The sequence below is a fragment of the Vibrio sp. sp1 genome (assembly GCF_016920955.1).
Taxonomy (GTDB): Bacteria; Pseudomonadota; Gammaproteobacteria; order Enterobacterales; family Vibrionaceae; genus Vibrio; species Vibrio alginolyticus.
In genome coordinates this window covers 2,061,965-2,088,015 of sequence record NZ_CP060589.1, presented here as the reverse complement: position 1 = coordinate 2,088,015, position 26,051 = coordinate 2,061,965, and the positions used below count along the sequence as shown (strand labels likewise).

Annotated in this window: 24 protein-coding genes; 5 read left to right on the top strand and 19 right to left on the bottom strand. The window is 44.8% G+C overall.

Annotated elements, in window-relative coordinates; translation table 11 throughout:
* Positions 1–64: 64 nt before the first annotated feature.
* The 4 genes from iscU to trmJ form a co-directional block, all read right to left on the bottom strand.
* Positions 65–448 carry a Fe-S cluster assembly scaffold IscU gene (gene iscU, locus H9L11_RS09815; RefSeq protein WP_005381718.1) on the bottom strand — a complete coding sequence of 128 codons (384 nt, stop codon included), beginning with the start codon at positions 446–448 and terminating at the stop codon, positions 65–67.
* Between the two features lie 38 nt (positions 449–486).
* A complete protein-coding gene (locus H9L11_RS09810) occupies positions 487–1,701 on the bottom strand; it encodes an IscS subfamily cysteine desulfurase (protein WP_025768862.1) in 1,215 nt (404 codons plus the stop codon).
* A 28-nt stretch (positions 1,702–1,729) separates the two neighbouring features.
* Positions 1,730–2,236 (bottom strand): Fe-S cluster assembly transcriptional regulator IscR, encoded by a 507-nt coding sequence (iscR, locus tag H9L11_RS09805; protein WP_005381720.1) that lies wholly within the window; start codon positions 2,234–2,236, stop codon positions 1,730–1,732.
* Between the two features lie 125 nt (positions 2,237–2,361).
* Complete coding sequence (trmJ, locus tag H9L11_RS09800; RefSeq protein ID WP_025768861.1) at positions 2,362–3,081, bottom strand: tRNA (cytosine(32)/uridine(32)-2'-O)-methyltransferase TrmJ; 720 nt, start codon at positions 3,079–3,081, stop codon at positions 2,362–2,364.
* Between the two features lie 231 nt (positions 3,082–3,312).
* On the opposite strand from trmJ, the gene suhB reads away from it, so the two are divergent.
* Positions 3,313–4,116, top strand: a complete 804-nt coding sequence (suhB, locus tag H9L11_RS09795; RefSeq protein ID WP_005381722.1) for an inositol-1-monophosphatase — start codon at positions 3,313–3,315, stop codon at positions 4,114–4,116.
* Positions 4,117–4,186: 70 nt separating this feature from the next.
* Here suhB and H9L11_RS09790 read toward each other — a convergent pair whose 3' ends face one another.
* From H9L11_RS09790 to H9L11_RS09755, 8 genes are all read right to left on the bottom strand, one after another.
* Positions 4,187–4,498 (bottom strand): hypothetical protein, encoded by a 312-nt coding sequence (locus H9L11_RS09790; RefSeq protein WP_017633920.1) that lies wholly within the window; start codon positions 4,496–4,498, stop codon positions 4,187–4,189.
* 141 nt (positions 4,499–4,639) lie between these two features.
* Positions 4,640–5,056, bottom strand: a complete 417-nt coding sequence (locus tag H9L11_RS09785; protein WP_017633921.1) for a hypothetical protein — start codon at positions 5,054–5,056, stop codon at positions 4,640–4,642.
* Positions 5,057–5,220: 164 nt separating this feature from the next.
* Positions 5,221–6,168 (bottom strand): protein translocase subunit SecF, encoded by a 948-nt coding sequence (gene secF, locus H9L11_RS09780; RefSeq protein ID WP_033905800.1) that lies wholly within the window; start codon positions 6,166–6,168, stop codon positions 5,221–5,223.
* A gap of 14 nt (positions 6,169–6,182) precedes the next feature.
* Positions 6,183–8,039 (bottom strand): protein translocase subunit SecD, encoded by a 1,857-nt coding sequence (gene secD / locus H9L11_RS09775; protein ID WP_080960089.1) that lies wholly within the window; start codon positions 8,037–8,039, stop codon positions 6,183–6,185.
* Positions 8,040–8,060: 21 nt separating this feature from the next.
* Positions 8,061–8,390, bottom strand: coding sequence for a preprotein translocase subunit YajC (yajC, locus tag H9L11_RS09770; RefSeq protein ID WP_005381725.1), 330 nt, complete (start codon positions 8,388–8,390; stop codon positions 8,061–8,063).
* Positions 8,391–8,567: 177 nt separating this feature from the next.
* Positions 8,568–9,704 carry a tRNA guanosine(34) transglycosylase Tgt gene (tgt, locus tag H9L11_RS09765; protein ID WP_005381727.1) on the bottom strand — a complete coding sequence of 379 codons (1,137 nt, stop codon included), beginning with the start codon at positions 9,702–9,704 and terminating at the stop codon, positions 8,568–8,570.
* Between the two features lie 147 nt (positions 9,705–9,851).
* Entirely contained in the window at positions 9,852–10,904 is a 1,053-nt protein-coding gene (queA, locus tag H9L11_RS09760) for a tRNA preQ1(34) S-adenosylmethionine ribosyltransferase-isomerase QueA (RefSeq protein WP_047102150.1), read from the bottom strand.
* 268 nt (positions 10,905–11,172) lie between these two features.
* Positions 11,173–12,339, bottom strand: coding sequence for a trypsin-like serine protease (locus H9L11_RS09755; protein WP_042521159.1), 1,167 nt, complete (start codon positions 12,337–12,339; stop codon positions 11,173–11,175).
* Positions 12,340–12,651: 312 nt separating this feature from the next.
* Between H9L11_RS09755 and H9L11_RS09750 the strand changes: the two genes are divergently transcribed.
* Positions 12,652–13,101, top strand: coding sequence for a CBS domain-containing protein (locus tag H9L11_RS09750; protein WP_017820562.1), 450 nt, complete (start codon positions 12,652–12,654; stop codon positions 13,099–13,101).
* 123 nt (positions 13,102–13,224) lie between these two features.
* Here H9L11_RS09750 and aceA read toward each other — a convergent pair whose 3' ends face one another.
* The 3 genes from aceA to H9L11_RS09735 form a co-directional block, all read right to left on the bottom strand.
* On the bottom strand, positions 13,225–14,538 hold the full coding sequence (gene aceA / locus H9L11_RS09745; protein WP_005381733.1) for an isocitrate lyase: 1,314 nt from the start codon (positions 14,536–14,538) through the stop codon (positions 13,225–13,227).
* A gap of 120 nt (positions 14,539–14,658) precedes the next feature.
* Complete coding sequence (gene aceB, locus H9L11_RS09740; protein ID WP_017820561.1) at positions 14,659–16,287, bottom strand: malate synthase A; 1,629 nt, start codon at positions 16,285–16,287, stop codon at positions 14,659–14,661.
* A gap of 606 nt (positions 16,288–16,893) precedes the next feature.
* Positions 16,894–17,799 carry a hydrogen peroxide-inducible genes activator gene (locus H9L11_RS09735; RefSeq protein WP_005383681.1) on the bottom strand — a complete coding sequence of 302 codons (906 nt, stop codon included), beginning with the start codon at positions 17,797–17,799 and terminating at the stop codon, positions 16,894–16,896.
* A gap of 199 nt (positions 17,800–17,998) precedes the next feature.
* On the opposite strand from H9L11_RS09735, the gene H9L11_RS09730 reads away from it, so the two are divergent.
* From H9L11_RS09730 to ppk2, 3 genes are all read left to right on the top strand, one after another.
* A complete protein-coding gene (locus tag H9L11_RS09730; RefSeq protein ID WP_005381738.1) occupies positions 17,999–18,610 on the top strand; it encodes a peroxiredoxin C in 612 nt (203 codons plus the stop codon).
* A 277-nt stretch (positions 18,611–18,887) separates the two neighbouring features.
* Entirely contained in the window at positions 18,888–19,637 is a 750-nt protein-coding gene (locus H9L11_RS09725; protein WP_064376914.1) for a copper homeostasis protein CutC, read from the top strand.
* A gap of 70 nt (positions 19,638–19,707) precedes the next feature.
* Positions 19,708–20,484 (top strand): polyphosphate kinase 2, encoded by a 777-nt coding sequence (gene ppk2, locus H9L11_RS09720; protein WP_047102160.1) that lies wholly within the window; start codon positions 19,708–19,710, stop codon positions 20,482–20,484.
* Positions 20,485–20,546: 62 nt separating this feature from the next.
* Here the strand turns inward: ppk2 and phoU are convergent, their stop codons facing one another.
* The 4 genes from phoU to H9L11_RS09700 are packed head-to-tail and all read right to left on the bottom strand — an operon-like array spanning position 20,547 to position 26,005.
* Positions 20,547–21,245 (bottom strand): phosphate signaling complex protein PhoU, encoded by a 699-nt coding sequence (phoU, locus tag H9L11_RS09715; RefSeq protein ID WP_005381744.1) that lies wholly within the window; start codon positions 21,243–21,245, stop codon positions 20,547–20,549.
* A 30-nt stretch (positions 21,246–21,275) separates the two neighbouring features.
* Positions 21,276–22,094: a phosphate ABC transporter ATP-binding protein PstB gene (gene pstB, locus H9L11_RS09710; protein WP_005381745.1), complete on the bottom strand. Its 819-nt coding sequence runs from the start codon at positions 22,092–22,094 to the stop codon at positions 21,276–21,278.
* 2 nt (positions 22,095–22,096) lie between these two features.
* The gene (pstA, locus tag H9L11_RS09705) at positions 22,097–23,770 is read right to left on the bottom strand and encodes a phosphate ABC transporter permease PstA (RefSeq protein ID WP_205390722.1); all 1,674 of its coding nucleotides are present in this window, start codon (positions 23,768–23,770) and stop codon (positions 22,097–22,099) included.
* 30 nt (positions 23,771–23,800) lie between these two features.
* Positions 23,801–26,005 (bottom strand): ABC transporter permease subunit, encoded by a 2,205-nt coding sequence (locus H9L11_RS09700; protein WP_064376916.1) that lies wholly within the window; start codon positions 26,003–26,005, stop codon positions 23,801–23,803.
* Positions 26,006–26,051 lie beyond the last annotated feature (46 nt).

The following is a 26,051-nucleotide window of genomic DNA, read 5'->3' as shown; positions in this document are numbered from 1 at the left end:
CCTTAGTCTGTCTAAATTTCGATTGGAATGGGAGCGTCAAAGCTCCCATTATATTACGGAATAATTATTCTTGGTGTTTTTTCTTGTAGTCAGCAACCGCTGCTTTGATTGCATCTTCAGCAAGAATAGAACAGTGAACTTTCACTGGTGGAAGCTCTAGCTCTTCAGCAATCTCAGAGTTTTTAATTGCTGCCGCTTCATCAACTGACTTACCTTTTACCCACTCAGTTACTAGTGAGCTTGATGCGATTGCACTACCACAACCGTATGTTTTGAACTTCGCATCTTCGATGATACCTTCAGGTGTCACTTTGATTTGAAGCTTCATTACGTCACCACACGCAGGAGCGCCAACCATGCCGCTACCTACTGATGGATCTTCTTTATCGAATGAACCAACGTTACGTGGGTTCTCGTAGTGATCAATTACTTTTTCGCTGTATGCCATGATAAATTACCTCGAATCCTCTATTTCAATCCCTGAGATTAATGGTGAGCCCATTCAACAGTGCTCAAATCAATCCCTTCTTTGTACATATCCCATAGAGGAGACATGTCGCGTAGCTTAGTCACTGCAACGCGGATTTGTTCAATTGCGTAATCAATTTCTTCTTCAGTCGTGAAACGACCAAACGAGAAACGAACCGAGCTGTGAGCCAATTCGTCATCCATGCCTAGGGCACGAAGAACGTAAGAAGGCTCAAGGCTTGCAGACGTACAAGCACTACCAGAAGATACCGCTAGATCTTTAAGCGACATTAGTAGTGATTCACCTTCTACGAATGCGAAACTGATGTTTAGGTTGTGTGGTACACGCTGCTCAAAGTCACCGTTTACCGTCACTGCTTCTAAGTCTTTCACGCCATCAAAAAGACGGTTACGAAGCGCTAAAGCATGATCGTAATCTTTTTGCATGTCTTCTTTTGCAATACGGAATGCTTCACCCATACCTACGATTTGGTGAGTAGGTAGTGTACCAGAGCGGAAACCACGCTCATGGCCGCCACCGTGCATTTGCGCTTCAAGACGAATACGAGGCTTACGACGAACGTAAAGTGCACCGATGCCTTTAGGGCCATAAACTTTGTGAGCAGAAAGCGAAATTAGGTCAACTTTCATCTCTTGAACGTCGATTGGTAATTTACCTGCAGATTGCGCTGCATCCACGTGGAAAACAATTTTACGCTCACGACACAATTCGCCGATCGCTGTAATGTCTTGAACCACACCAATCTCGTTGTTTACGTGCATAATAGACACAAGCACTGTGTCATCACGCATTGCCGCTTTAAGCTTCTCTAGATCGATCAAGCCATTTGATTCTGGCTCAAGGTAAGTCACTTCAAAGCCTTCACGCTCAAGTTGACGACATGGGTCAAGAACGGCTTTGTGCTCTGTTTTACAAGTGATTACGTGCTTGCCTTTCTTCGAGTAAAAGTGCGCTGCACCTTTAATAGCAAGGTTGTCTGATTCTGTCGCACCAGATGTAAATACGATTTCGCGAGGATCTGCATTTAGAAGGTCAGCAATTTGCTCACGAGCAGTATCGACCGCTTCTTCTGCCTGCCAGCCGTAACGGTGCGAACGCGACGCTGGGTTGCCAAATGTGCCATCCATTGTCATGTACTGAACCATTTTTTCAGCAACACGTGGATCAACTGGACATGTAGCGGAATAATCAAGATAAATCGGCAGTTTCATTCTCTACTCCAATGTAAAAAGCTGACCGCTAAGAGCGGACGTTTACACCGATGGGCGCGGCGGTTGTATTTTTGTTTGATAGCCCATGGGTTACCGCCAGATCAATGTCCTGACGATCAGAAATTTCGAGTACTTCATTGTCTGTCATCAACTCACCAAGAGTGATGTTATTCAAAAAGTCACTAATGCGAGAGCTTAGGTCACGCCACAGCGTGTGAGTAAGGCAACGTGTTCCACCTTGGCAATCTCCTTTACCTTGGCATTTGGTTGCATCTACTGACTCATCAACGGCAGCAATCACGGTACCAATAGCGATACTGTGAGCGTCGGCACCAAGTCGGTAACCACCACCAGGACCACGAACGCTGGCAACGAGACCTGCTTTACGCAATTTTGAAAATAGCTGCTCTAAGTAAGAGAGCGAGATCCCTTGACGCTCTGAAATATCAGCCAGAGGTACAGGGTTTTGTTGCGAATGCAGTGCCACATCCAGCATGGCTGTCACCGCATATCTTCCTTTAGATGTAAGTTTCATACCACACCGTATCCACATGGTTTGTAATGGTTAAGATTTTTCCATACCTGAGTAATTTGGTCAAGTATTTATTTGACCATTTTACTCAGGTATTCATCCTTACACCTAAAGTGGTTATTATTCACTCAGAACTTCTTTTCTATCGAAGTCAAAACGCCTCGTAGAATATTAAGTTCTTGGGTTTCTGGTCGAGCACGAGAGAACAAACGGCGCAACTTATTCATCACCTGTCCAGGTTGCTCTTTGTTAATAAACTGGGTCTCAACCATCACCTTTTCAAGATGCTCGAAGAACATTTCGAGTTCTCGATGACGCGGGTATTCTTCCGATTCATTTGGGGAAAACTGTCTTTGCTCTAAGTTCAAGTGTGCAACTCGCACTTCGTAACTGAGAGTTTGTACAGCCATCGCTAGGTTAAGCGAGCTGTACTCAGGATTAGCGGGAATACAAACATGGTAGTGGCACTTTTGTAGCTCTTCGTTTGTCAAACCAGTTCTTTCTCGGCCAAACACGAGCGCAACCGGATGCTTTCGGCCTTCAACTGCAAATTTCTCACCGCATTCACGTGGCTCGAGCATTGGCCATTCTAATGTACGAGAGCGGGCGCTAGAACCCACAACAAGGCCACAATCTTCAACAGCTTCTTCTAATGTGCCGACAATCTTTGCATTTTGAGCAATATCACCAGCACCCGCAGCTAAAGCAAGAGTTTGTTCATCCACTTCACATTGTGGATCGACTAATACTAGTTGGTTTAAACCCATCACTTTCATTGCTCGAGCTGCTGAGCCAATATTGCCTGAATGAGAGGTACCTACGAGTACAATTTTTACTTGATCCAACATCTGTGTTTGCTACCTAAATTAAAACCGCAGAATGTTATCATAGTTTTTTAAGACACCCTAGAGGCAAGCAGACCTCTCTTCTCATTCTTGGTTATTGTTGTCGTCCGCAGTATGATCTGTACACTCAGCCGTCCGCAATTAGAGCAAAAAATAACCACTTCCCTTTTTGATTATCTCTGGTATACTCGCCGCCGCTTTCATTTGTTCTTTAACATCCGTTGGGAAATTCGTATGCATCCAATGCTAAACATTGCTATTCGCGCTGCGCGAAAGGCAGGCAATCATATTGCTAAATCATTAGAAAACACTGATAAAGTAGAATCTACTCTTAAAGGCACTAATGACTTTGTCACTAACGTAGACAAAGAAGCAGAATACATCATCATCGATACTATCAAGCAGTCTTACCCTGAGCACTGTATCGTTGCTGAAGAACAAGGTCTTATCGAAGGTAAAGATAAAGACGTACAATGGATCATCGACCCACTGGATGGCACCACTAACTTTGTAAAAGGTTACCCAACTTTCGCGGTTTCTATCGCTGTTCGTATTAAGGGCAAAACTGAAGTTGCTTGTGTTTACGATCCAATGCAAAACGAGCTATTCACTGCACAACGCGGTGCCGGCGCTCAACTAAACAGTGCACGTATTCGTGTTGCTCAACTAAAAGACCTTCAAGGTACTGTTCTAGCAACAGGCTTCCCATTCAAGCAGAAACAACACGCTGAGTCTTACATCAAGATCGTTGGTGCGCTATTCACTGAATGTGCTGATTTCCGTCGTAGCGGCTCTGCTGCTCTTGACCTTTGTTACGTGGCTGCTGGCCGTGTTGATGGTTACTTCGAGCTAGGCCTAAAACCTTGGGATATGGCAGCAGGTGAGCTTATTGCTCGTGAAGCTGGCGCAATCCTAACAGACTTTGCTGGCGGCACTGACTACATGAAGTCTGGTAACATCGTTGCTTCAAGCGCTCGTGGCGTAAAATCTATCCTTAAGCACATCCGCGAAAACGGTAACAGCGCGATCCTTAAGTAAGATTTGAAAGTCATATATAGCCCGTCACGCTGATGACTTTAGAAAGCCCCGCTCATTGAGCGGGGCTTTTTTATTTCGAACAATCAGCCTGTTTGTAGAAACGGTCGTAGTCAGATAAGTGGTCTATTTTTACGTGCTTAACCTTCCATATTTGTTCCTTCATTAAAAACTGCAGCGAAACCGTGACTGGCTGGTATACATCACCAAAGCCGTTTACAGAAAGACATCCAACTCCTCCATCCTCACTGTACTCTTCAAAGTAAGACAGCTCTGTAACCAAACTTGATGGGATAGATGATAAAAATGGAAATTGATGACCAAATTTTATTGGGTGAGACTTAATACTGTTCAGCTCTTCAATCGATAGATTTGGTCCTGCCATAGCTTCTACCACCTCTATATACTGCATCTTGTATAAATTATTACGTATATCAAGGTAAGTATCGTGGAGTGGACTTGCGATGCAGGGCGTTGAAACACTTAGTAAAACCGGAATAGGTAGAATTCTATTTAGCATAACCAACTAAACCCCAGCTTCACGGAGCGCTTGATCAATTTTACTCGGCTTAAATCTGTACTTACAAAGCCCCCACTCGCACTGCTCTAAAAGCTCACGGACATTTACCTGCCCAGTAACTCCAAAGGAAACAACACCAAAAAGAGAAACACTCCCACTGTATGTCAAAACACCATCACGAGTAGTTTTAAAAGTAACAGAAACGGCTTTTAATTTTATGCCCAGCTCTTCAACCATTTCTTTTGAAACTTCAAACTTAGTAAATCCAAGCTCACCAGATAAAGTTACTTTACCTGACTCATCAACTGCTAACTTGAACCTTTTCCCTCCAGTAACTAGCTTGGTGGTAACACCTTTATTGTGCTTGTAAGAAATCTCTACAAACTTCAGTAACTGTACTTTTATTTCAGCTTGCCTTGACATTATTTCCTCCCGAAATTGTTGAACATACTTCCGATATTCAACTCAATCAAAAAACTACAATTCAAGCTGGAAGTACCTCAAAAAAAAATGAAACTTTCAAATCTATCAGGCATAAAAAAACCGCTGATTGTTCAGCGGTTTTTGTTTTCGGTTCTCAATCTGCCTTATGGCATTTCGTCGAACTCTGCACCCTCTTTTTCTACTTGAGGTGGCATCAAGTGCTCTTTCTGGATACCCAGTTTTAGAGCCAGTGCTGATGCTACGTAGATAGAAGAGTAAGTACCTACAGTGATACCGAGTAAAAGTGCGGTTGCAAAGCCGTGAATCATAGCACCACCCTGCATGAACAGTGCAATTACCACGAACAACGTCGTACCAGATGTAATCAATGTACGGCTCAACGTTTGAGTGATTGAGGCGTCCATAATGTCTGAAGGTTCACCCTTACGCATCTTACGGAAGTTTTCACGAATCCGGTCAAATACAACGATGGTATCGTTGAGTGAGTAGCCCACAACCGTCAGTAGCGCAGCTACGATAGTCAGGTCAACTTCAATTTGTAGAAACGAGAAGACACCTAGCGTGATAATTATATCGTGAGCCAATGCCATTACCGCACCAGCCGCTAGACGCCATTCAAATCGCATCGATACATAAAGCAGGATACAGATCAGCGATACCAAGATCGCTAGACCACCAGCTTCTGTTAGCTCATCACCAACGTTGGGACCTACGAACTCAATACGACGCATTTCTACGCTTTCGCCAGTACCATCTTTGATAGCACCAATGATTTGGTTACCTAGCGTTTCACCAGAAACGTCATCACGTGGACGAAGACGGACCATGACTTCACGAGCACTACCGAAGTTTTGTACTGTCGCATCACTAAAGCCTTTGGAATCTAGTGCTGCACGAATCTCTTCAAGGTTTGCTGGCTGTTCAAAACCGACCTCGATAAGCGTACCGCCAGTGAAATCTAGACCCCAATTAAGCCACTTGGTTGACAAAGTGAAGATAGAAGCAGCAATCATTATAATTGAAAAAACGAATGCTACTTTCGACCAACGCATAAAGCCGATCGTCTTCTCTGCTTTTAGAATTTGAAACATATTAATTCCCAGCCTTAGATCGACAATTTATCAACGCGTTTGCCACCGTAGATCAGGTTCACGATACAACGTGTACCAATAATGGCGGTGAACATTGAAGTTAAGATACCGATAGATAGAGTAACTGCGAAACCTTTCACCGCACCTGTACCGACCGCAAATAGAATGATTGCAGTAATTAGTGTTGTGATGTTCGCATCAGCAATCGTGCTGAATGCATTCGCGTAACCTTGGTGAATCGCTTGTTGTGGACTACGTCCATCACGAATTTCTTCACGGATACGCTCGAAGATCAGTACGTTCGCATCAACCGCCATACCGACTGTTAACACGATACCGGCTATCCCCGGAAGCGTCATGGTAGCGCCTGGAATCATCGACATAACACCAATGATAAGCACCAAGTTTGCCATTAGAGCGATGTTTGCAATCAAACCAAAGCCGCGGTAGTAAAGCAGCGTAAATAGCATTACGGCAACCATACCCCAGATACATGCTTGGATACCCATATCGATGTTTTGCTGGCCCATTGATGGACCAATGGTACGTTCTTCAACGATAGAGATAGGTGCAATCAGTGCACCAGCACGTAGTAAAAGTGCTAGGTTGTGTGCTTCTGCAGCAGAGTCGATACCTGTGATACGGAAGTTACGACCAAGAGCCGATTGAATCGTTGCTTGGTTGATGACTTCTTCATGCTTATCCAGAATAACTTTGCCTTCAGGCGTACGACGGCCACTGTCTTTGTATTCTGCAAACACGGTAGCCATTAGCTTACCAATGTTCTTCTTAGAGAACGCAGACATCTTATTACCACCTTCGCTGTCTAGCGAGATGTTAACTTGTGGACGACCATATTCATCAACACTTGAGCTTGCATCTGTGATGCTTTGACCGCCAAGAATAACGCGCTTCTTAAGCACAACTGGGCGACCATCACGGTCCATCTTGATTTCACTACCTGCTGGCGCACGACCATTTGCCGCTGCCGATAGGTCAGCTTTATCATCAACTTCACGGAATTCAAGCGTTGCCGTAGCTCCGAGAATTTCTTTTGCACGAGCAGTGTCTTGAACACCAGGCAGTTCAACTACAATGCGACTAGCACCTTGACGTTGAACCAATGGTTCCGCAACACCTAGTTCGTTGACACGATTACGTAAAATCGTAATGTTTTGCTCAACAGCATAGTTACGGATCTCTTGTAAACGTTGCTCAGTAAAGGTTGCAGTAAGAGCGTAACGGCCATTTGAATCAGAATCGACAAAAATCATGTCCGGGTGATTCTTTTCTAGCGTTGCTTTCGCTTCTGCTAATTGCTCTTCGTTACGCAACAACACTTCTACCGCTTCTTTTCCAGAAGGGCGGATTGCACGGTAACGAATCTTGGCGTCACGAAGTTCGCTACGGAAAGCTTCTTCTTGTTGACCAATAAGCTTTTCCATCGCTGCATCCATATCCACTTCCATTAAGAAGTGAACACCACCGCGAAGGTCAAGACCTAGCTTCAATGGTGACGCGCCAATCGCTTCTAGCCAATCGGGTGTAGAAGGTGCAAGGTTAAGTGCAACAATTGTGTCTTTGCCTAGCGCTTCGCTGATGACATCACGAGCACTGATTTGTGTGTCAGTGTCGTTAAAACGAACAAGAATTGATCCATCTTCGAGAGCAATGGATTTATGAGAAAGTTGCTCTTTGTTAAGAGCAGTAGTGACAGCATCCAGCGTTGACATATCTACAGAGGCGCCACGCGCCCCTGTAACTTGAATAGCCGGATCTTCACCGTAGATATTTGGAAGTGCGTATAACGCAGCGGTGATGATGGCAAAAAGCACCATCAAGTACTTCCATAATGGATAACGGTTTAGCACAGCGAGGATCCTTTAGCTGTTTTATAGAGACTTAAGCGTACCTTTTGGTAGCACTGCAGTGATGAAGTCTTTCTTGATTACTACTTCATTGTTCGCGTTAAGCTCAATTGAAATGTAGTCATTGTCTTCAGCAATCTTAGTGATTTTACCCACTAGGCCACCGCTAGTTAAAACTTCGTCGCCTTTGCCCATAGAAGCCATTAGGTTTTTGTGTTCTTTTACGCGTTTCGCTTGTGGGCGGTAAATCATGAAGTAAAAGATCACTGCGAACATGCCAAGCATGATTAGCATTTCAAAACCACCGCCTGCTGGCGCGCCTTCTGCTGCTGCGTGAGCCTGAGAAATAAACATTAAAACATCCTCATTATATTTTATTGATAATCAAACAAATTGGGCTTTCGCATTTTAGATTCAAGTCTGAGAGTAACTAATAGAGATCGCTCTCTCAAAAATAACGTGCGTTAGCCTACTTTATTAGCAAAAGCCTCTGGCGACATGCCAAAGGCTTTAATTCTTTTAGTTTTTCAATTACTGCTCTTTTGCTAGTGGTGGCACTTCACGGCCACGACGCTCATAGAACTCAGTAACAAATTCATCGAAGCGATCTTCATCAATTGCTTTACGAATGCTTTCCATCAGACGCTGGTAGTAACGCAGGTTATGGATTGTATTCAAGCGAGCGCCTAAGATTTCATTACAACGCTCTAAATGGTGAAGGTACGACTTGCTGTAGTTTTGACAAGTGTAACAGTCACAATGCGGATCCAATGGTGTTGTATCCGTTTTATGTTTCGCATTACGGATCTTGATCACACCACCAGTCACAAATAAGTGACCATTACGTGCGTTACGCGTTGGCATTACACAGTCAAACATGTCGATACCACGACGAACACCTTCAACCAAGTCTTCTGGCTTACCTACGCCCATCAAGTAGCGAGGTTTGTCTTCAGGAAGTTGAGGACAAGTATGCTCAAGAATACGGTGCATGTCTTCTTTAGGCTCACCTACTGCCAAACCACCAACCGCGTAACCGTCAAAACCGATTTCCGTTAGACCTTTTACCGACACATCACGTAAATCTTCGTAAACACCACCTTGGACAATACCAAATAGGTTGTTCGGGTTTTCTAGCTTCTCGAAGTGGTCACGTGAACGCTGTGCCCAGCGTAATGACATTTCCATCGATTTCTTCGCTTCATCGTGTGTCGCTGGGTAAGGCGTACACTCGTCAAAAATCATAACGATGTCAGAGCCCAGGTCTTTTTGAATTTCCATCGACTTTTCTGCGTCCATGAAAATCTTGTCACCGTTTACTGGGTTACGAAAGTGAACACCCTCTTCAGTGATCGTACGCATCTTACCAAGGCTGAATACTTGGAAGCCGCCTGAATCAGTAAGAATAGGACCGTGCCAGTTCATAAAATCGTGCAGGTCACCGTGCATTTTCATCACTTCTTGACCAGGACGTAGCCACAGGTGGAACGTATTACCTAGCAGAATTTCTGCACCAGTACCTTTTACTTCTTCTGGTGTCATACCTTTAACGGTACCGTAAGTACCTACTGGCATGAACGCAGGAGTTTGAACAGTGCCGCGTTCGAAAGTCAGTTGACCACGACGTGCATTGCCGTTTTTCTTCTTAAGATCGAATTTTAATTTCACGATGCCTCCGGGTGTCAGAGAAACAGTCTGACTGAGTGTTTAGGGCTCTACCCTACTTTAAGGAGCGGTCGCTTTTCCTTGCGAGAGACAAAGCAATGGATGCTTTATTTCCTAGCTTACTGCTAGCACTCGTAAATCTATTTTTAACTACGCCGTTTTCTTCTTGATGAACATTGAATCGCCATACGAGAAGAAACGGTATTTGTTTTCCACCGCATGTTTGTAAGCATTCATGGTGTTCTCGTATCCAGCAAATGCACTCACCAACATGATCAGTGTTGATTCAGGCAAGTGGAAGTTTGTGATCAAGCAATCCACCAACTGATATTCGTAACCAGGGAAAATAAAGATTTCTGTATCGCCAAAGAATGGGGCCAGCTCAGTCCCTTTTTGCAATGCGTCTTGCGCTGCACTTTCAAGTGAACGCACAGATGTTGTACCAACAGCAATAATTCGTCCGCCACGCGCTTTCGCCGCTTTAATTGCTTCGACGACTTCTTGTGGTACTTCTACGTACTCGGCATGCATGTGGTGATCGTTGATATTTTCCACTTTTACTGGCTGGAATGTACCCGCCCCAACGTGCAAAGTAACGTAAGCAAACTCTGCACCTTTCGCTTTGATTTTCTCCAAGAGAACATCATCAAAGTGAAGGCCCGCCGTCGGTGCCGCAACCGCACCTGGCTTTTGATTATATACCGTTTGGTAACGCTCTTTATCTGCATCTTCGTCTGGACGGTCGATGTAAGGAGGAAGCGGCATATGGCCGATTTCTTCCAGAATTTCTAGTACCGTCTTATCAGAACTAAATTTCAGTTCAAATAAAGCATCATGGCGTGCAACCATTTCTGCTGAATATTCATCATTCTCGCCAACAATAATGGTTGTACCTGGTTTTGGTGATTTAGAGCAACGAACGTGCGCGAGGATGCTTTTCTCATCCAACATGCGCTCCACTAGCACTTCTAATTTACCGCCCGACTCCTTGCGGCCAAAAAGACGAGCAGGAATAACACGAGTATTATTAAACACCACTAAGTCACCGGGTTGAACTTGGCCCAATACATCAATAAATGTGCCATCAATGAGCTCTCCGGTATTGCCGTCCATTTGCAGCAGTCGGCTAGCGGTACGCTCTGGTTGAGGGTAGCGAGCGATGAGTTCATCTGGAAGGTCGAAATGGAAATCTGATACTTGCATGTTACTTGTCTTATCTATTGGTCAAATCACGTCTAGGCGACGATAAAATTGCGACGAGTTTTTCGCAGCAGACTAGTATATGTTTACATGCTGCAATAGCAAGCAAATCACCAGAATATAGCAGTAAAAGCCATGGTGAAGAGTGTAATAAAACGTGAAAAGCCTCGATTACTTGGCACTATTTTTAATTTGAGCCCAAAAGAGAAAACATGAAAAAAGCAAAGCAGCGTATACCGCTGCTTATTAGTTTGGCATTCCAATCGCCCTATCAAACCTCACGCTTTCGCCACAAGAATAACGGCACGAATAAACCCAATAACCAAAACCCTAGACTGCCACCTTCATCATCTGAGCCTTTGAAATCACAGTTATTGGTCGCAATGCCATCGTGACACTCTTTATTGTCACCACTTTCATTGTTAGCACTTTTGATAAAATTCGGCGCAATGATGTAACGACTTGGTGGCGCATCGGCAGTGATGTAAGACTGTACCCAGTCGTAATAGTGGCTCACCTTGGTGTAGAAACTTGGGATCGTCAAAGAGCCACACGTTGGTAGAATAAGGGGGCCGCCACTAACAATACCAATTTGTTTGCCGGTCGCCACATCGACCAACGGGCCACCACTGTCACCTTTACATGCAGAGTTGCCATATTGAGTATGGCTATCTGGCTCCAATACATGGTTTTGTGTTGGTAGCGTACAAATTTTGGTTTGGTTGTCTCTTGAATCAATGATCCCCGGAAAACTGCTGCCAATTTCTAAACGCTCATAACATTTGTCGATGGGTAAAAATGTGCTAATGGTGGTTTTGAGCGTATTAGAAGGTTCAGAAGCATCCGGCTGAGTAGCCCCCCATCCAAACACTTGCACATTTTCGACACGTTGATTGGTCAGGTAATTATCGTTCCAATCCGCCGCCAAACGTGCTTCGATACTCTCCATGTCAACTTTACTCGCTAGGTCAGCAAAGCTCGCGTTTGCCACTGGGCGCGTGAGATACAGCAACGCGATGTCTGAATCTAAACCGGTTTGGATAGGTTTCACGTTGCCATTACTGTCGGTCTCAGCTTTTGAAATCCGGGTGTAATCCGGATGAACCACAACGTGAGACACCGGATAGAAGTTATCAAGCCCTGCAGAATTAAGTTCATACACATTCGCATTCACCGACAGCTCACCCGGCGGGGTCACATAGTAGGTTGCTTCATTGGTTCCTTGTCCCATCACCACACAGTGCGCCGCAGTCAGTACCCATTGCTCTGTCAGCATCGTTCCACCACACAGCGGAAACTCTGCCATATTACTTGCTCGCAAAGTAACGCGGTCAACAGGATCGGTTTGTTCATCTCCTAACACAATCGCCTGTGTTGATGGCACACTGAATGCCGCCACTGCCAGCGCAATAAGTTTGTTACACGTTGTTCGTTTCATCTAGGTTGCTGTCTTCAATTTGGTAAGCCTGGACGTATCTTCTTCGAGAGAAGAATCTTGGAAAATCCAGCGAATAAAAATGTGCGATTCAATTCATTGGATTACCTTGGGGACACATTCAATATCAACTAAAAATGCCAACTGACTCGCACACAAACCGACTTATTCAAATTAATAAAAACACCAATAAAACACAGATTACGCAGCCCATCAGCATTGTGCTATTTAATTGATGAAAAACGAGTTAGCTCCCAGATATACAGAAAAATATTCTCTATATTTAAGAGAAGGACAATGCCGCTGGAGGTCTCTATGATCAAGGTTGAAGACATGATGACTCGTAATCCTCATACCTTACTGCGCACGCACACCTTGCGTGATGCAAAAAGCATGATGGATGCGCTTGATATTCGACACATTCCGGTTGTTGATGCCAATAACCACTTACAAGGCTTGGTGACTCAACGCGACATTCTTGCTGCTCAAGAATCGAGCTTGCACCCAGATGAGGCTGAACAATCTTTTACTTTAGACACACCGCTCTACGAAATGATGCACACCAATATCATGACGGCAGAGCCTATCGCGGGGCTCAAAGAGAGCGCTATCTATATGCAAAAGCATAAAGTTGGCTGTCTACCTGTTGTCACCAAAGGTCGATTGGTCGGCATTATTACTGATAGTGACTTCGTGACGATTGCGATTAACTTATTGGAACTACAAGAAGAAGTGGAACCTGAAGAAATCGAGCAGGAAGAGTAGTACGCAAGCGTATTCTCTTTGTTGTAAGTTTCGTTTTTACACCGGTTAAACGAAAAAAGAGCGGCAGGGTTGCCGCTCAAAATGCCATTACTGACGCTGATTAAGGAAGTGTTTCTCTGCCAATTAGAATTGGTCTTCTTCGGTCGAACCTGTCAATGCTGTCACTGAAGAGTTACCACCTTGGATAGTATTGGTCATTCTATCGAAGTAACCTGTACCTACTTCTTGTTGGTGCGCAACAAACGTATAGCCTTTTTCAGCTGCTTGGAATTCAGGACGCTGAACTTTCTCAACATAATGACGCATACCTTCACCTTGAGCGTAAGCGTGCGCCAGTTCAAACATGTTGAACCACATGTTGTGAATGCCTGCTAGCGTGATGAATTGATACTTGTAGCCCATGTCTGCAAGCTCTTGTTGGAACTTAGCAATGGTTTCTGCATCTAGGTTTTTCTCCCAGTTGAATGAAGGCGAGCAGTTGTACGCCAACAATTGATCTGGGTATTCAGCGTGAATTGCTTCTGCAAACTTACGTGCTTCTTCCAAACATGGCGTAGCCGTTTCACACCAAATCAAGTCTGCATATGGTGCGTAAGCCAGGCCGCGAGAGATAGCTTGGTCGATACCCGCGCGAACGCGGTAGAAACCTTCTTGAGTACGCTCACCTTCGATGAAGTCTTTATCATATGGGTCGCAATCTGAAGTAATGAGATCCGCCGCATTCGCATCAGTACGAGCAATAACTAATGTTGTTGTACCCGCTACGTCAGCAGCCAAACGAGCTGCAACGAGCTTTTGTACCGCTTCTTGCGTAGGAACTAATACCTTACCCCCCATATGACCACACTTTTTCACCGATGCTAACTGGTCTTCAAAGTGAACGCCCGCGGCACCGGCTTCGATCATCGATTTCATTAGTTCGTAAGCGTTAAGCACACCACCAAAGCCCGCTTCAGCATCCGCTACGATAGGTAGGAAGTAATCAATACCACCTTCATCTTCAGGCGTCTTACCAGCAGCCCACTGAATTTGGTCTGCACGACGGAATGAGTTGTTGATACGCTTTACTACTGACGGTACAGAATCTACTGGGTAAAGAGATTGGTCTGGATACATCGTCGAAGCGGTGTTGTTATCCGCCGCTACCTGCCAGCCTGACAGATAGATCGCTTCAATACCTGCCTTAGCTTGTTGAACGGCTTGACCACCCGTTAGCGCACCAAGACAGTTTACGTAACCTTTTTTCGCACTACCGTTGACCAGTGACCAAAGTTTGTCTGCACCACGTTGTGCAATTGTGTTTGCAGGCACCATAGAGCCACGCAGTTCCACCACTTCCTCGGCAGTGTAAGTACGCTTCACATTTTTCCAGCGTGGATTAGTTGCCCAGTCTTTTTCCAGAGCTTCAATTTGTTGGCGGCGAGTTAAGTTAGTCATTGGTCTATCCCTCTTTATAATTTGCACTTTATGCGTGTGCGTTGAGTTTCCGTTCTCAGGCAGTACTTCCCTATCTGCCTTGAAAATCCTTCACGTTATTGGTGTTACAGTTATTCTTTATTAATCCAGGTAGTCATAACCAGGAACTGTCAAAAAGTTGGTCAGTTCATCGCTCGTCGTGAGCCTTGCCATTAAGTCTGCTGCTTCTTCAAATCGACCCGCATGGTAGCGCTGCTCGCCAATTTCTTGCTTCACGACTTCAATCTCCTCTTTGAGATAGAGCTCGAACAGCTCTTTAGTGACCTTTAATCCGTTGTCTAGCGACTTGCCGTGTTGAATCCATTGCCAGATAGAGGCGCGTGAGATTTCTGCCGTTGCTGCGTCTTCCATCAGTCCGTAAATCGGCACACAACCATTGCCAGAAATCCAAGCTTCGATGTATTGCAGCGCAACGCGAATATTGTGGCGCATTCCGCCTTCAGTGCGCTCGCCTTCACAAGGCTCAAGCAGTTCAGCTGCTGTAATAGGCGCATCCTCTGCACGGCTCACATCCAACTGGTTGGTGCGTTCACCCAGCACAGCACTAAAGACTTCCATAGCAGTGTCAGCCAAACCTGGATGAGCCACCCAAGTACCGTCGTGGCCGTTGTTAGCTTCTAACGATTTGTCAGTCTGGATCTTGTCTAATACTTTTTGATTCTCTTTCGGGTCTTTAGCTGGGATAAATGCTGCCATTCCTCCCATCGCGAAAGCACCTCGTTTATGGCAAGTACGTACCAATAATCGCGAGTAAGCGTTTAAGAATGGCTTGTCCATCGTTACCACTTGGCGATCTGGCAGTACTCGGTCTGAGTGTTTTTTCAATGTTTTGATATAGCTAAAGATGTAATCCCAGCGACCACAGTTCAAACCAACGATGTGTTCTTTAAGCGAGAACAGAATCTCGTCCATTTCGAATACCGCTGGTAAGGTTTCAATCAGCACAGTCGCTTTGATGGTGCCTGTATCCAAACCGAAATAGTCTTCCGTGAAATGGAACACTTCGCTCCACCACTTCGCTTCGTGATGCGATTGCAGTTTTGGAAGGTAGAAATAAGGGCCGCTGCCTTTTTGAAGTAACGCTTTGTAGTTGTTATAGAAATACAGAGCGAAATCGAATAGCGCACCTGGAATGATCTGACCGTGCCACGTAACGTGTTTTTCTTTTAAATGAAGGCCGCGAACACGGCAGATCAACACCGCTGGGTCATCTTCCAGCTGATAATGTTTGCCATTGCCAGGATTGGTGTAACTGATGGTGCCATTAACAGCATCGCGCAAGTTAATTTGACCATCCAGCACTTTACTCCATGCTGGAGACATTGAATCTTCGAAGTCTGCCATGAACACTTTTACATTCGCATTCAGTGCGTTAATCACCATCTTGCGGTCAGTTGGTCCGGTAATCTCCACACGGCGATCTTGCAGATCTTGTGGGATTCCTAGGATCTTCCAACTTCCTTCACGGATGTCTTGTGTCTCTGGTAGAAAATCTGGTAGCTCACCAGCATCAATACGTGCTTGCTTCTCTTCTCTTGCTTCCAGCAACTGTTCAACACGTCCGGCAAATTTTTCACATAGTAGAGATAAAAAGGTTTGGGCTTCAACAGGGAAAATTGCTTGATGTTCTGGAGCAACGACTCCATTCACCTCAAGCATGCCTTGGGTTTGCTTTAGTTGTTGTGTTTTTTGTTCTGTCTGAGCAAGCATAATTATTCATCCTTAACGTGCTTTATCAATCTTGGGCAGTCAGCGTAAAGCTACATTTGTAAGTTATGAACAACAAATTACATCCTTTAACTTTGTGTTCAACTCGTCTAGCCATGCCGATAGATTGCGTAATGCTACGTGTATTTTCAATCTAGACATAAGTCGTATCGGCCTTTAAATAAGCTATATCAACAAAGAGTTTAGTGAAACCCCCAATATAAACAAAACAGAAAATTCAAAGTTTTATTCCGCAAGGTAAAAACCATCTATCAAGCGCCTTATTTTGTAAGTTATTACGTAATAAAATTACATTAAATTTAAAGTCGTTTTATCATTTCAAACAAGCGTATGAATATAGACTGGTAAACAAACACCTTGTATTCACAAGGGCTGAAGAGATGGATTTAAACAGGGGTCAAACAAGGTATGCAGGGCTTTGTGTAAAATTAACATTGTGAAATTTCACTATTTTATGAAAGCTTCATCAAAGAAGAGCTGTAAAATTTTACAAGTCAAAGTTTACCAACAGAATAAAATACTAGAAAGCGCACTGTTTCCAGTGCGCTTTTAGATAAATAATGGAGAAGTAAGGGCTAATACTAATAGCTAAAGCAGCTCTGAAACGACTTCTGCAAGTTGATTAAATGTTTTCGTTCTTGACGAGCTCGGACGCCAAACTAAGCCGATTTCGCGATAAGCTTGTTTACCAGGAGGATCGATCACGACTAAATTCTGGTTATGCAGCAAGCCATGGTCGATAGCCATTTGAGGAATGAACGTTGTTCCCAAACCATTCGCAACCATTTGCACCAGTGTATGGAGGCTGGTTGCCGTAAACGGATTGATTTTTTCTTTGTCTGTTAATTTACACGCTGATACCGCATGTTCCGTTAAGCAATGTTCTTTCTCTAGTAGAAAGACGGATTCGTCAGGTAAATCCGCGTAACGAATCGGCACAGGGACCGATTGGGCTTGATTAGCGCTTATAACCATTCGAAACGGATCCTTACCCACTACTCGGCTTTCCATCCCATCAATTTCGACTGGTAACGCTAAAATAAGCACATCCAGCTCACCATGTCTGAGCGCTTGAAGTAAGTTTGTCGTCGTGTCTTCTCTTAATAAAAGATTCAGTTGTGGAAAACGGTAGTTCACCTCTTGTACCAAATCACACAGTAAAAACGGAGCAATTGTTGGTATACATCCTACTTTTAGCTGGCCTTGCATATCGTCGCCTTGGCACATACGTCCAAGCTCGACCAAATCTTGCCCTTTTGCTAACAGCTCTCGCCCCTGCTTTACTACCATTTCTCCTGTTTGGGTAAAAACCAGTGGACTTTTCTTGTCTTTCTTTTCATATAATGGACAGCCAATCAACTCCTCTAAGTTTTGAATACCCTTACTTAAAGTCGACTGACTGACAAAACAACGCTCTGCAGCGTCACTAAAATGTCTTGTTTCATGCAGTGTGACTAAATAGTGTAACTGCTTCAAACTGGGCCATTTATTCATAATTGTATTTGTATCTACCGCCGTTCCAGTGATCGAGTTAAGAGTTTTGTTATTATCGTTTTTTTCGATTAACTCAATCTATTTATTTCGCTTTTTTCAATACTACAATCTGTACTATAGTTTGTCTCGTACAAACACGAACCAAACCGACACAACTGAATTCGGTTTGGAGCTAACCATACTTTTTAGGAGCAAAAAAATGGTACTAGTAGGTCGTCAAGCCCCTGATTTTACTGCAGCAGCTGTTCTAGGTAACGGTGAAATCGTTGAAAACTTCAACTTTGCAGAGTTCACTAAAGGTAAGAAAGCAGTAGTATTCTTCTACCCACTAGATTTCACTTTCGTTTGCCCATCTGAGCTAATCGCATTCGACAACCGTCTAGCTGACTTCCAAGCTAAAGGTGTTGAAGTAATCGGTGTTTCTATCGATTCTCAGTTCTCTCACAACGCATGGCGTAACACTGCTATCGAAGATGGCGGTATCGGTCAAGTTAAGTACCCACTAGTTGCTGACGTTAAGCACGAAATCTGTAAAGCTTACGACGTTGAGCACCCAGAAGCAGGCGTTGCTTTCCGTGGTTCTTTCCTAATCGACGAAGAAGGCGTTGTACGTCACCAAGTAGTTAACGACCTACCACTAGGCCGTAACATCGACGAAATGCTACGCATGGTTGACGCTCTTAACTTCCACCAGAAGCACGGCGAAGTATGTCCTGCACAATGGGAAGAAGGTAAAGCAGGTATGGACGCATCTCCAAAAGGTGTTGCAGCGTTCCTATCTGAGCACGCAGCTGACCTAGGCAAAAAATAATAGACCTTCACCCTAGCTCAACGGGTGTGATGGTTGGATGTATATAAAGCAATAAGCTAATGCGGAAAACCGCAAACGCCAATCAGTCTAAGTAAAGTCCTATCAAAGCCCAGAGCCTCTGCTCTGGGCTTTCTTTTTCCTTCAGATAAACCGCCAAAATGAGGTAACGCTTTAGCGTAAACTTTACCTCTATTTATCATCCCCTCCATACAGATTCTGCTTACTGGCCCTGTTAATATCTTAGCCACAACACTTATTTGTAACGTTAGCAGGATAAATGAACGTGGTTACTCACCTAGAAGTCTGTATTGATAATATTGAATCTCTGCACTACGCCATTGCTGGCGGCGCCACTCGGATTGAACTTTGCTCCTCTTTGGCTTTAGGCGGACTAACACCCAGTTATGGCTTTATGCAGCAAGCGGCTAAGCTTTCTAGTGTTCCAGTTTATGCCATGATCCGCCCACGCCAAGGTGACTTCTTCTACAATGAAGAAGAGATCGAAATGATGCGTTGGGATATTGAAGCAGCTCACCAATCAGGCTTGAGCGGTGTCGTGTTCGGCGTGCTCACTCAAGACGGTGATATTCATATGCCTTACGCGGCTGCGCTGTGTGAATTTGCTCAAGCGCTTGGCTTAGGCGTGACCTTCCATCGTTCCTTTGACCAGTGTCGTGACGCTGAAAAAGCTTTGGAAGAAGTGATCAGCTTAGGTTGTGAACGTATTTTAACCTCCGGTCTTGCGCCTTCAGCACCGCAAGGGATCGATGTGCTTAGAGCTTTGGTTAAGCAAGCCCAAGGACGCATAGCAATCATGGCGGGTGCTGGCGTTAATGCGAGTAACGTACGTGCGTTAGTAGAAGACACTCAAGTTCCTGAAATCCATCTGTCAGGCAAAACCACACGCCCTAGCCAAATGACCTTTGTTGCTGAACAAAGCAAAATGGGCGCATCCGATGTCGATGATTTTTTAATCCCCATCACAAGTACACAAGCCATTACCGATGTCGTAGCAGCTCTCAAATAGACGACCGTAACCTCACGCGCATAGCTTTTGAGTGCTAACATATTGTTTATCAAGGAGTGAGGAAAGGTGTATGTCTAAATTGAAGAAAAAGGAATACGAAAAGGAGCTCAAAAACCTTCAAGTTGAGCTCGTAAAACTTCAAGAGTGGGTCAAACACAAAGGGTTAAAAGTGGTGGTTCTGTTTGAAGGCCGTGATGCTGCGGGCAAAGGCGGAGTGATAAAGCGAATTACAGAAAAGCTAAACCCGCGTGTTTGTCGCGTAGTAGCTCTGCCTGCACCGACAGAAAAAGAAAAAACGCAATGGTACTTCCAACGTTACGTCGCTCATTTACCATCTGCTGGTGAAATCGTTTTATTTGACCGAAGTTGGTATAACCGAGCAGGTGTCGAAAAAGTCATGGGGTTCTGTACTCCAGACGAATACGAGGAGTTTTTACGCTCTTGCCCTGAATTCGAGAGAATGTTGCAACGCTCTGGGATTATTCTGATTAAGTATTGGTTTTCGGTTTCAGACGAAGAGCAGGAAAAACGTTTTCTAGGTCGAATTAATACGCCGATCAAACGTTGGAAATTCAGCCCCATGGATTTGGAGTCACGTCATCGCTGGGCGGAGTATTCGGAAGCAAAAGATAAGATGTTTGCCTATACAGACACGAAAAGCTGCCCTTGGTGGGTCGTCCCTTCTGATGACAAAAAGAAAGCGCGCTTGAACTGTATCAGTCATTTACTAAGCCAGATTGATTACAAAGCACTTGAGTACTCACCCATCGAATTACCTGAACTCAATAAAGAAGGTTACGTCAGAGCGCCCATTGATGATCAGACCTTCGTTCCTGATAAATATTGACGTGCTTTCCTTCTCTCTAATAAATAGACCAGCCTAAAAGCTGGTCTATTTATTGAAGTCAGTTACTTCAGTACGTCATCAATACTTTGATCACCTAGATGGCGTACATCTTTCCCTTTCACGAAGTAAATAATGTATTCACAGATGTTCTGGCAGCGGTCACCCACGCGTTCAATCGCGCGTGCCGACCACATCACTTGCAGAATATTAGGGATATTTTTTGGATCTTCCATCATGTAAGTCATCAACTGACGAATCACCGCTTCATACTCGGCGTCTAGTTTGTCATCTTGTTTGTGCACCTCTGCTGCCGCTTCTACATCCATACGGGCAAACGCGTCTAAAACCTGATGCAGCATATTAATTGCCTGACGGCAGAGAGGCTCTAACGACACTTGGAATTGTCGTTCTTTTGATGATGGGCTTTCAATGGCAACGTAAGCAATGCGTGTCGCCACATCACCGATGCGTTCTAAATCCGTGATCGTTTTGATGATAGCCATGATTAAGCGCAAGTCTTTTGCCGTTGGCTGACGCTTAGCAATAATGCGTGTACAGGCGTCATCGATCGAGACTTCCATCGCATTCACTTTATGATCGTCACGCACAACCTTACGCGCCAGTTCGATGTCTTCTTTATGCAAGGCTTGAATAGCATACGAAAGCTGCTGCTCTACCAAGCCTCCCATGGTTAATACATGAGTACGAATCGATTCTAGCTCTACGTTAAATTGTCCTGAAATATGACGTCCAAAGTGCATGATGTTCCTTATTCCGTATAGAGTCGCGACTTAACCGTAGCGACCCGTAATGTAATCTTCGGTCTGTTTCTTCATTGGCGAAGTGAAGATCGAGTCCGCGTCAGAGTATTCAATTAACTTACCCATATGAATGAATGCAGTATGATCGCTCACTCTCGCCGCTTGTTGCATGTTATGGGTAACGATAACGACAGTATATTGAGTCTTCAGCTCATTGATAAGCTCTTCAATAGTTAAAGTTGAGATTGGATCCAACGCTGATGTTGGCTCGTCCAATAACAGGACTTCCGGCTCAATCGCCACCGCACGCGCAATGACCAAGCGCTGTTGCTGACCACCAGATAAACCAAATGCGTTCTCATGCAAGCGGTCTTTTACCTCATCCCACAACGCCGCCGAGCGCAAGGATCGCTCCACTGCGTCATCTAAACTGCGGCTGTTTTTTACACCTTGTAAGCGTAAGCCATAAACTACATTTTCATAAATAGACTTAGGAAATGGATTGGGTCTTTGAAACACCATCCCCACTCGGCGTCGAAGTGTCGCAACATCGACATTAGGATGATAAACATTCTTGCCATGGAGACGCACTTTGCCTGTGACTCGACACCCTTCCACTAAGTCGTTCATGCGATTGATGCAACGTAATAACGTCGACTTTCCACACCCTGAAGGACCGATAAAAGCGGTGACTCGCCCTTTGGGAATTCGCATCGAAATATCATGCAGCGCCTGAGTTTGACCATAGAACAGATTAAGGTTCTCGATTGAGATGGCTGTTTGTTCATCCGTTAAATTATGAACGTCCAATGGTGGCTCATAACCTAATGTACTATCAAAATTAAACATACTTAATCTTGTCCTAACGTTCTGTATTTTTCTCGTAAATTATTGCGAATACTGATTGCTGTTAAGTTTAGCCCGACAATCACTGTCACGAGTAAGAAAGAGGTAGCATAAACTAATGGTCGCGCCGCTTCGATGTTGGAGGTTTGAAAGCCAACATCGTAAATGTGAAAACCTAAATGCATGAACTTTCTATCCAAATGCACATAAGGGAATTGTCCGTCAACCGGTAAACTGGATGCCAATTTCACGACCCCCACCAGCATCAGTGGCGCTACTTCGCCAGCTGCACGTGCAATCGCAAGGATCAAACCTGTGATAATAGCTGGCGTCGCCATAGGTAAAACCACACGCCATAGTGTTTCGAACTGAGTTGCACCAAGCGCCAGAGAACCATGTCGTACTGAGCTCGGAATACGAGTTAAACCTTCTTCAGTAGTCACAATCACAACTGGAAGCGTCAGCACGGCAAGAGTTAGTGCAGACCATAACAAACCCGGCGTACCAAAGGTTGGTGCCGGTAGCTTCTCCGCATAGAATACGTTGTCGATAGAGGCACCAATCGTATAAACGAAGAAACCTAAACCAAACACGCCATAAACAATCGATGGAACACCCGCTAGGTTTATAACCGCAATACGAATAACTCTGGTTAGAGCGTTATTCTTAGCGTATTCATGTAGATAGATAGCGGCGATCACCCCGAGTGGCATCACAATGATCGACATGATGAGTACTAAGAAAACCGTACCAAATATCGCAGGGAACACGCCTCCTTCGGAGTTAGACTCTCTTGGATCTTCAGATAAAAACTTCCAAACCTGTTTTCCCCAATGCATGACTTTATCAGGCAGTGACATTTGGTTTGGATACCAGTAGTCCAAAATGTCTTCGAGCGGAATCGATACTTGTGACCCCGTCATATCCTCGACAATCAAGGCATAGTCAGAGAGCTGAAGTCGTAAACCATCAAGTTGCAAATCTAACGTCGCAAGCGCTTTTTCTATCTGCTCTTTTTTCGTCTGGTTTTCGTTTAAGAAGCTTTCTGTCAGCGTGTCATTCAATTCATGCTTGCGCTTTTCTAATCGCAACTGCTCTAGCTTCCAACCAAGCTCTTTAAGCTGATCGACCACCAAAGAATCAATCTCATGGTGCAGAGTTTCTGCATCATCAAGCTTTTTATTTAGTACCGATTGAATATCACTGGTGTATATATTATCACCATCTTGAAACGCCACCAGCTTACCAAAGAAATAACCACCGCTACTGCGCTCTATCACCGCCCACTCTTCTGGCGTCGTGGGCTCATCCAACTGCATTTGCAATACGGAGATAAAATCGGCGGGATACAACTCTCGGTTAGCGATTTTGATGTTGAGTCGCGTGGCAAAATCTTCATCGTCTTCTAACTGTTGTGCTGCGCTTTCAGGCAAATAACTCTTCGGTACAAAGCTGCGCTCATACACTTGACCAATCAGAATAGTATTTTCATGTAGCACTTCACCTTGTACAGGAGTCAGCGCTGCAACATTCCACTGATACAAGGGCGCTGGCCAAAAGTAAGTCAGGCCTTTCCAGCCGATAAGGAGTAACAACCCTAATACCGACAACAAACTGATGCTGACTGCACCGCCTGTTAGCCATATCCACGGTGCGCCAGAACGAATCCAATTTAACACGTTATTACTCGCTCTTTATTCAAACCATTGTTACAACGCACGGTACTTATCTCTCAGTCTCTGACGAACCCACTCCGCAAGCGCGTTTACTGCAAACGTAAACACAAACAAAATCAATGCAGCTAGGAATAGCAGGCGATAATGCGAACTTCCAACTTCCGACTCTGGCAACTCAACGGCGATGGTCGCCGACAGGCTGCGCAATCCTTCCAAAATATTCCAATCCATTAATGGCGTATTGCCCGTTGCCATTAACACAATCATGGTTTCGCCAACGGCGCGTCCCAGGCCCATCATAATGGCAGAAAAAATACCTGGGCTTGCAGTAAGCAAGACAACATAGATTAAAGTTTGCCAAGGCGTGGCCCCTAATGCCAAAGAGCCATCCGATAAATGCTTCGGTACAGAGAAAATGGCATCTTCGGCAATGGTAAAAATCGTCGGGATAACAGCAAACCCCATCGCTAGCCCCACCACCAATGCATTGCGTTGATCGTAACCAATACCATGCTCGGTTAAGAATAAGCGCATATCGCCACCAAAGAACGTCTGCTCAATCGTAGGCGAAATCCACACTCCAAGCCCAATCAGTACCAATATGACAGGCATGAGCACTAAAGCATGCCAACCATTAGGCAGACGATTCCGCAAAGGTTGCGGTATTAATGCCCATAGCCCGCCCATAATCATGGTGCTCAAGGGCAAAACAAACAGCATAACGACGATCGTAATCAGGTGATCTTCGACAATAGGCGCGAACCACAGCCCCGCGAGGAAGCCAATGATCACCGTCGGCAGTGCTTCCATTAGCTCAATCGACGGTTTTACGACACGACGCATGCGTGGCGACATAAAGTAAGCCGTATAAATAGCACCTAGCACTGCGAGCGGTACTGAAAACAGCATCGCAAACATCGCCGCTTTTATCGTCCCAAACGCAATAGGTACTAGGCTGAACTTAGCCTCAAAGTTATCGCTCGCCGAAGTCGATTGCCACACAAATTCAGGCTCAGGATACCCTTCGTACCACACTTCTTGCCATAATGAGGACAATGAAATTTCTGGATAGGCATTGTCCACTTCCGCAACATTTAACGCATTATTTTGCCAAGTGATTAAGTAGCGTTCATTGTTAGACATTGCTGCGATTGCGGGCGCTTGATTGTACGCACGCTTAAACAACACCAGTTTTTCACTGGTTGTATAATGGCTTTGCAACGTGCCGTTGGTGTAAAAGCTATAAAATCCTTTTCGATGAGAATCCGGCAACAAATACTTAAGCTCTGATGCCAATTTAAAATCACGAATATGCGTTAACGTGCGTTTTTCTTCTTGCAGCGTATCAAACCATTGCGACACCCGACCATCGTTGTGCGTCACCAAAAGCGAGTAAGCACCAGCCAATAAGTCTATCGTACGAACGGAATGCTTCTTATCACCTTGAGTGAGATCGACCACCTCTCGCACAGCAAATTTACGTGCGGTTTTCTTTAACACGATCAACTCAGAGCCATCGCGCAAATAAAGCGTTTCACCGTCAGGTGTCAACAACATTTGCTGAGGCGTATTAAAGCCTGAAGAGAACGTAAAATCGATCGTTGTAGGAGACGTACCCAAAGACGAAGCCACTTGCCAGCGAGCTTTCACTTCACCGCTTTGCGTCTGCCAAACAACCGTTGGTAAGGGCGTCGAAGCTGCAAATACAAACTGAGTCACAGGATCTTGAGGCGTACTTAGTGTCAGATCCATGCTGGTGTCTAGCTCAATCACTTCCGGAGGACGTGTATTTTCTCTCAATGTGGCATTAAATTCTGGCTTGAAAAGGTTCGCTTTACCCTGCCCATCAACAAATCCATACCAACCTAGCCCAGGAGCAGATTGAGAGAAAGCGACGGGTTTCTGGACGATTTGCTGTTTATACACCGCAGGTTTCGTAGGATCGTCCATCGACAAATATTGAATCTCACCACTTTGGGTTAGGACGAACGCAAGCTGAGCGTAATCATCCACTGAAATCGCAAGTGGTGTTTCAATATGAGTGGCTCGAATGGCTTGGTTGGTTTTGATCTCCGCATCAGAAAAAAGCGGAATGATCACCATGGCGAGGTAGACAAAGATCAAAATAAGCGCCGCGAGTACGCCGACACCACCGGATGTCACTGCAAGTCGAACTAAACGATCTTTTATCAGTCGTTTCTTATCTTTTTCCTGCAATGAAAACTCGGCTTGTGCCATTTAAATCTCTACCTTTTTTGACTTAGTACTAGAATATGTCGTTAAG

Bases quoted from the DNA above. Each gene is read 5' to 3' on its own strand.
- iscU (WP_005381718.1), bottom strand. From the start codon at position 448: ATGGCATACAGCGAAAAAGTAATTGATCACTACGAGAACCCACGTAAC.
- H9L11_RS09810 (WP_025768862.1), bottom strand. From the start codon at position 1,701: ATGAAACTGCCGATTTATCTTGATTATTCCGCTACATGTCCAGTTGAT.
- iscR (WP_005381720.1), bottom strand. From the start codon at position 2,236: ATGAAACTTACATCTAAAGGAAGATATGCGGTGACAGCCATGCTGGAT.
- trmJ (WP_025768861.1), bottom strand. From the start codon at position 3,081: ATGTTGGATCAAGTAAAAATTGTACTCGTAGGTACCTCTCATTCAGGC.
- suhB (WP_005381722.1), top strand. From the start codon at position 3,313: ATGCATCCAATGCTAAACATTGCTATTCGCGCTGCGCGAAAGGCAGGC.
- H9L11_RS09790 (WP_017633920.1), bottom strand. From the start codon at position 4,498: ATGGCAGGACCAAATCTATCGATTGAAGAGCTGAACAGTATTAAGTCT.
- H9L11_RS09785 (WP_017633921.1), bottom strand. From the start codon at position 5,056: ATGTCAAGGCAAGCTGAAATAAAAGTACAGTTACTGAAGTTTGTAGAG.
- secF (WP_033905800.1), bottom strand. From the start codon at position 6,168: ATGTTTCAAATTCTAAAAGCAGAGAAGACGATCGGCTTTATGCGTTGG.
- yajC (WP_005381725.1), bottom strand. From the start codon at position 8,390: ATGTTTATTTCTCAGGCTCACGCAGCAGCAGAAGGCGCGCCAGCAGGC.
- queA (WP_047102150.1), bottom strand. From the start codon at position 10,904: ATGCAAGTATCAGATTTCCATTTCGACCTTCCAGATGAACTCATCGCT.
- H9L11_RS09755 (WP_042521159.1), bottom strand. From the start codon at position 12,339: ATGAAACGAACAACGTGTAACAAACTTATTGCGCTGGCAGTGGCGGCA.
- H9L11_RS09750 (WP_017820562.1), top strand. From the start codon at position 12,652: ATGATCAAGGTTGAAGACATGATGACTCGTAATCCTCATACCTTACTG.
- aceA (WP_005381733.1), bottom strand. From the start codon at position 14,538: ATGACTAACTTAACTCGCCGCCAACAAATTGAAGCTCTGGAAAAAGAC.
- aceB (WP_017820561.1), bottom strand. From the start codon at position 16,287: ATGCTTGCTCAGACAGAACAAAAAACACAACAACTAAAGCAAACCCAA.
- H9L11_RS09735 (WP_005383681.1), bottom strand. From the start codon at position 17,799: ATGAATAAATGGCCCAGTTTGAAGCAGTTACACTATTTAGTCACACTG.
- H9L11_RS09730 (WP_005381738.1), top strand. From the start codon at position 17,999: ATGGTACTAGTAGGTCGTCAAGCCCCTGATTTTACTGCAGCAGCTGTT.
- H9L11_RS09725 (WP_064376914.1), top strand. From the start codon at position 18,888: ATGAACGTGGTTACTCACCTAGAAGTCTGTATTGATAATATTGAATCT.
- ppk2 (WP_047102160.1), top strand. From the start codon at position 19,708: ATGTCTAAATTGAAGAAAAAGGAATACGAAAAGGAGCTCAAAAACCTT.
- phoU (WP_005381744.1), bottom strand. From the start codon at position 21,245: ATGCACTTTGGACGTCATATTTCAGGACAATTTAACGTAGAGCTAGAA.
- pstB (WP_005381745.1), bottom strand. From the start codon at position 22,094: ATGTTTAATTTTGATAGTACATTAGGTTATGAGCCACCATTGGACGTT.
- H9L11_RS09700 (WP_064376916.1), bottom strand. From the start codon at position 26,005: ATGGCACAAGCCGAGTTTTCATTGCAGGAAAAAGATAAGAAACGACTG.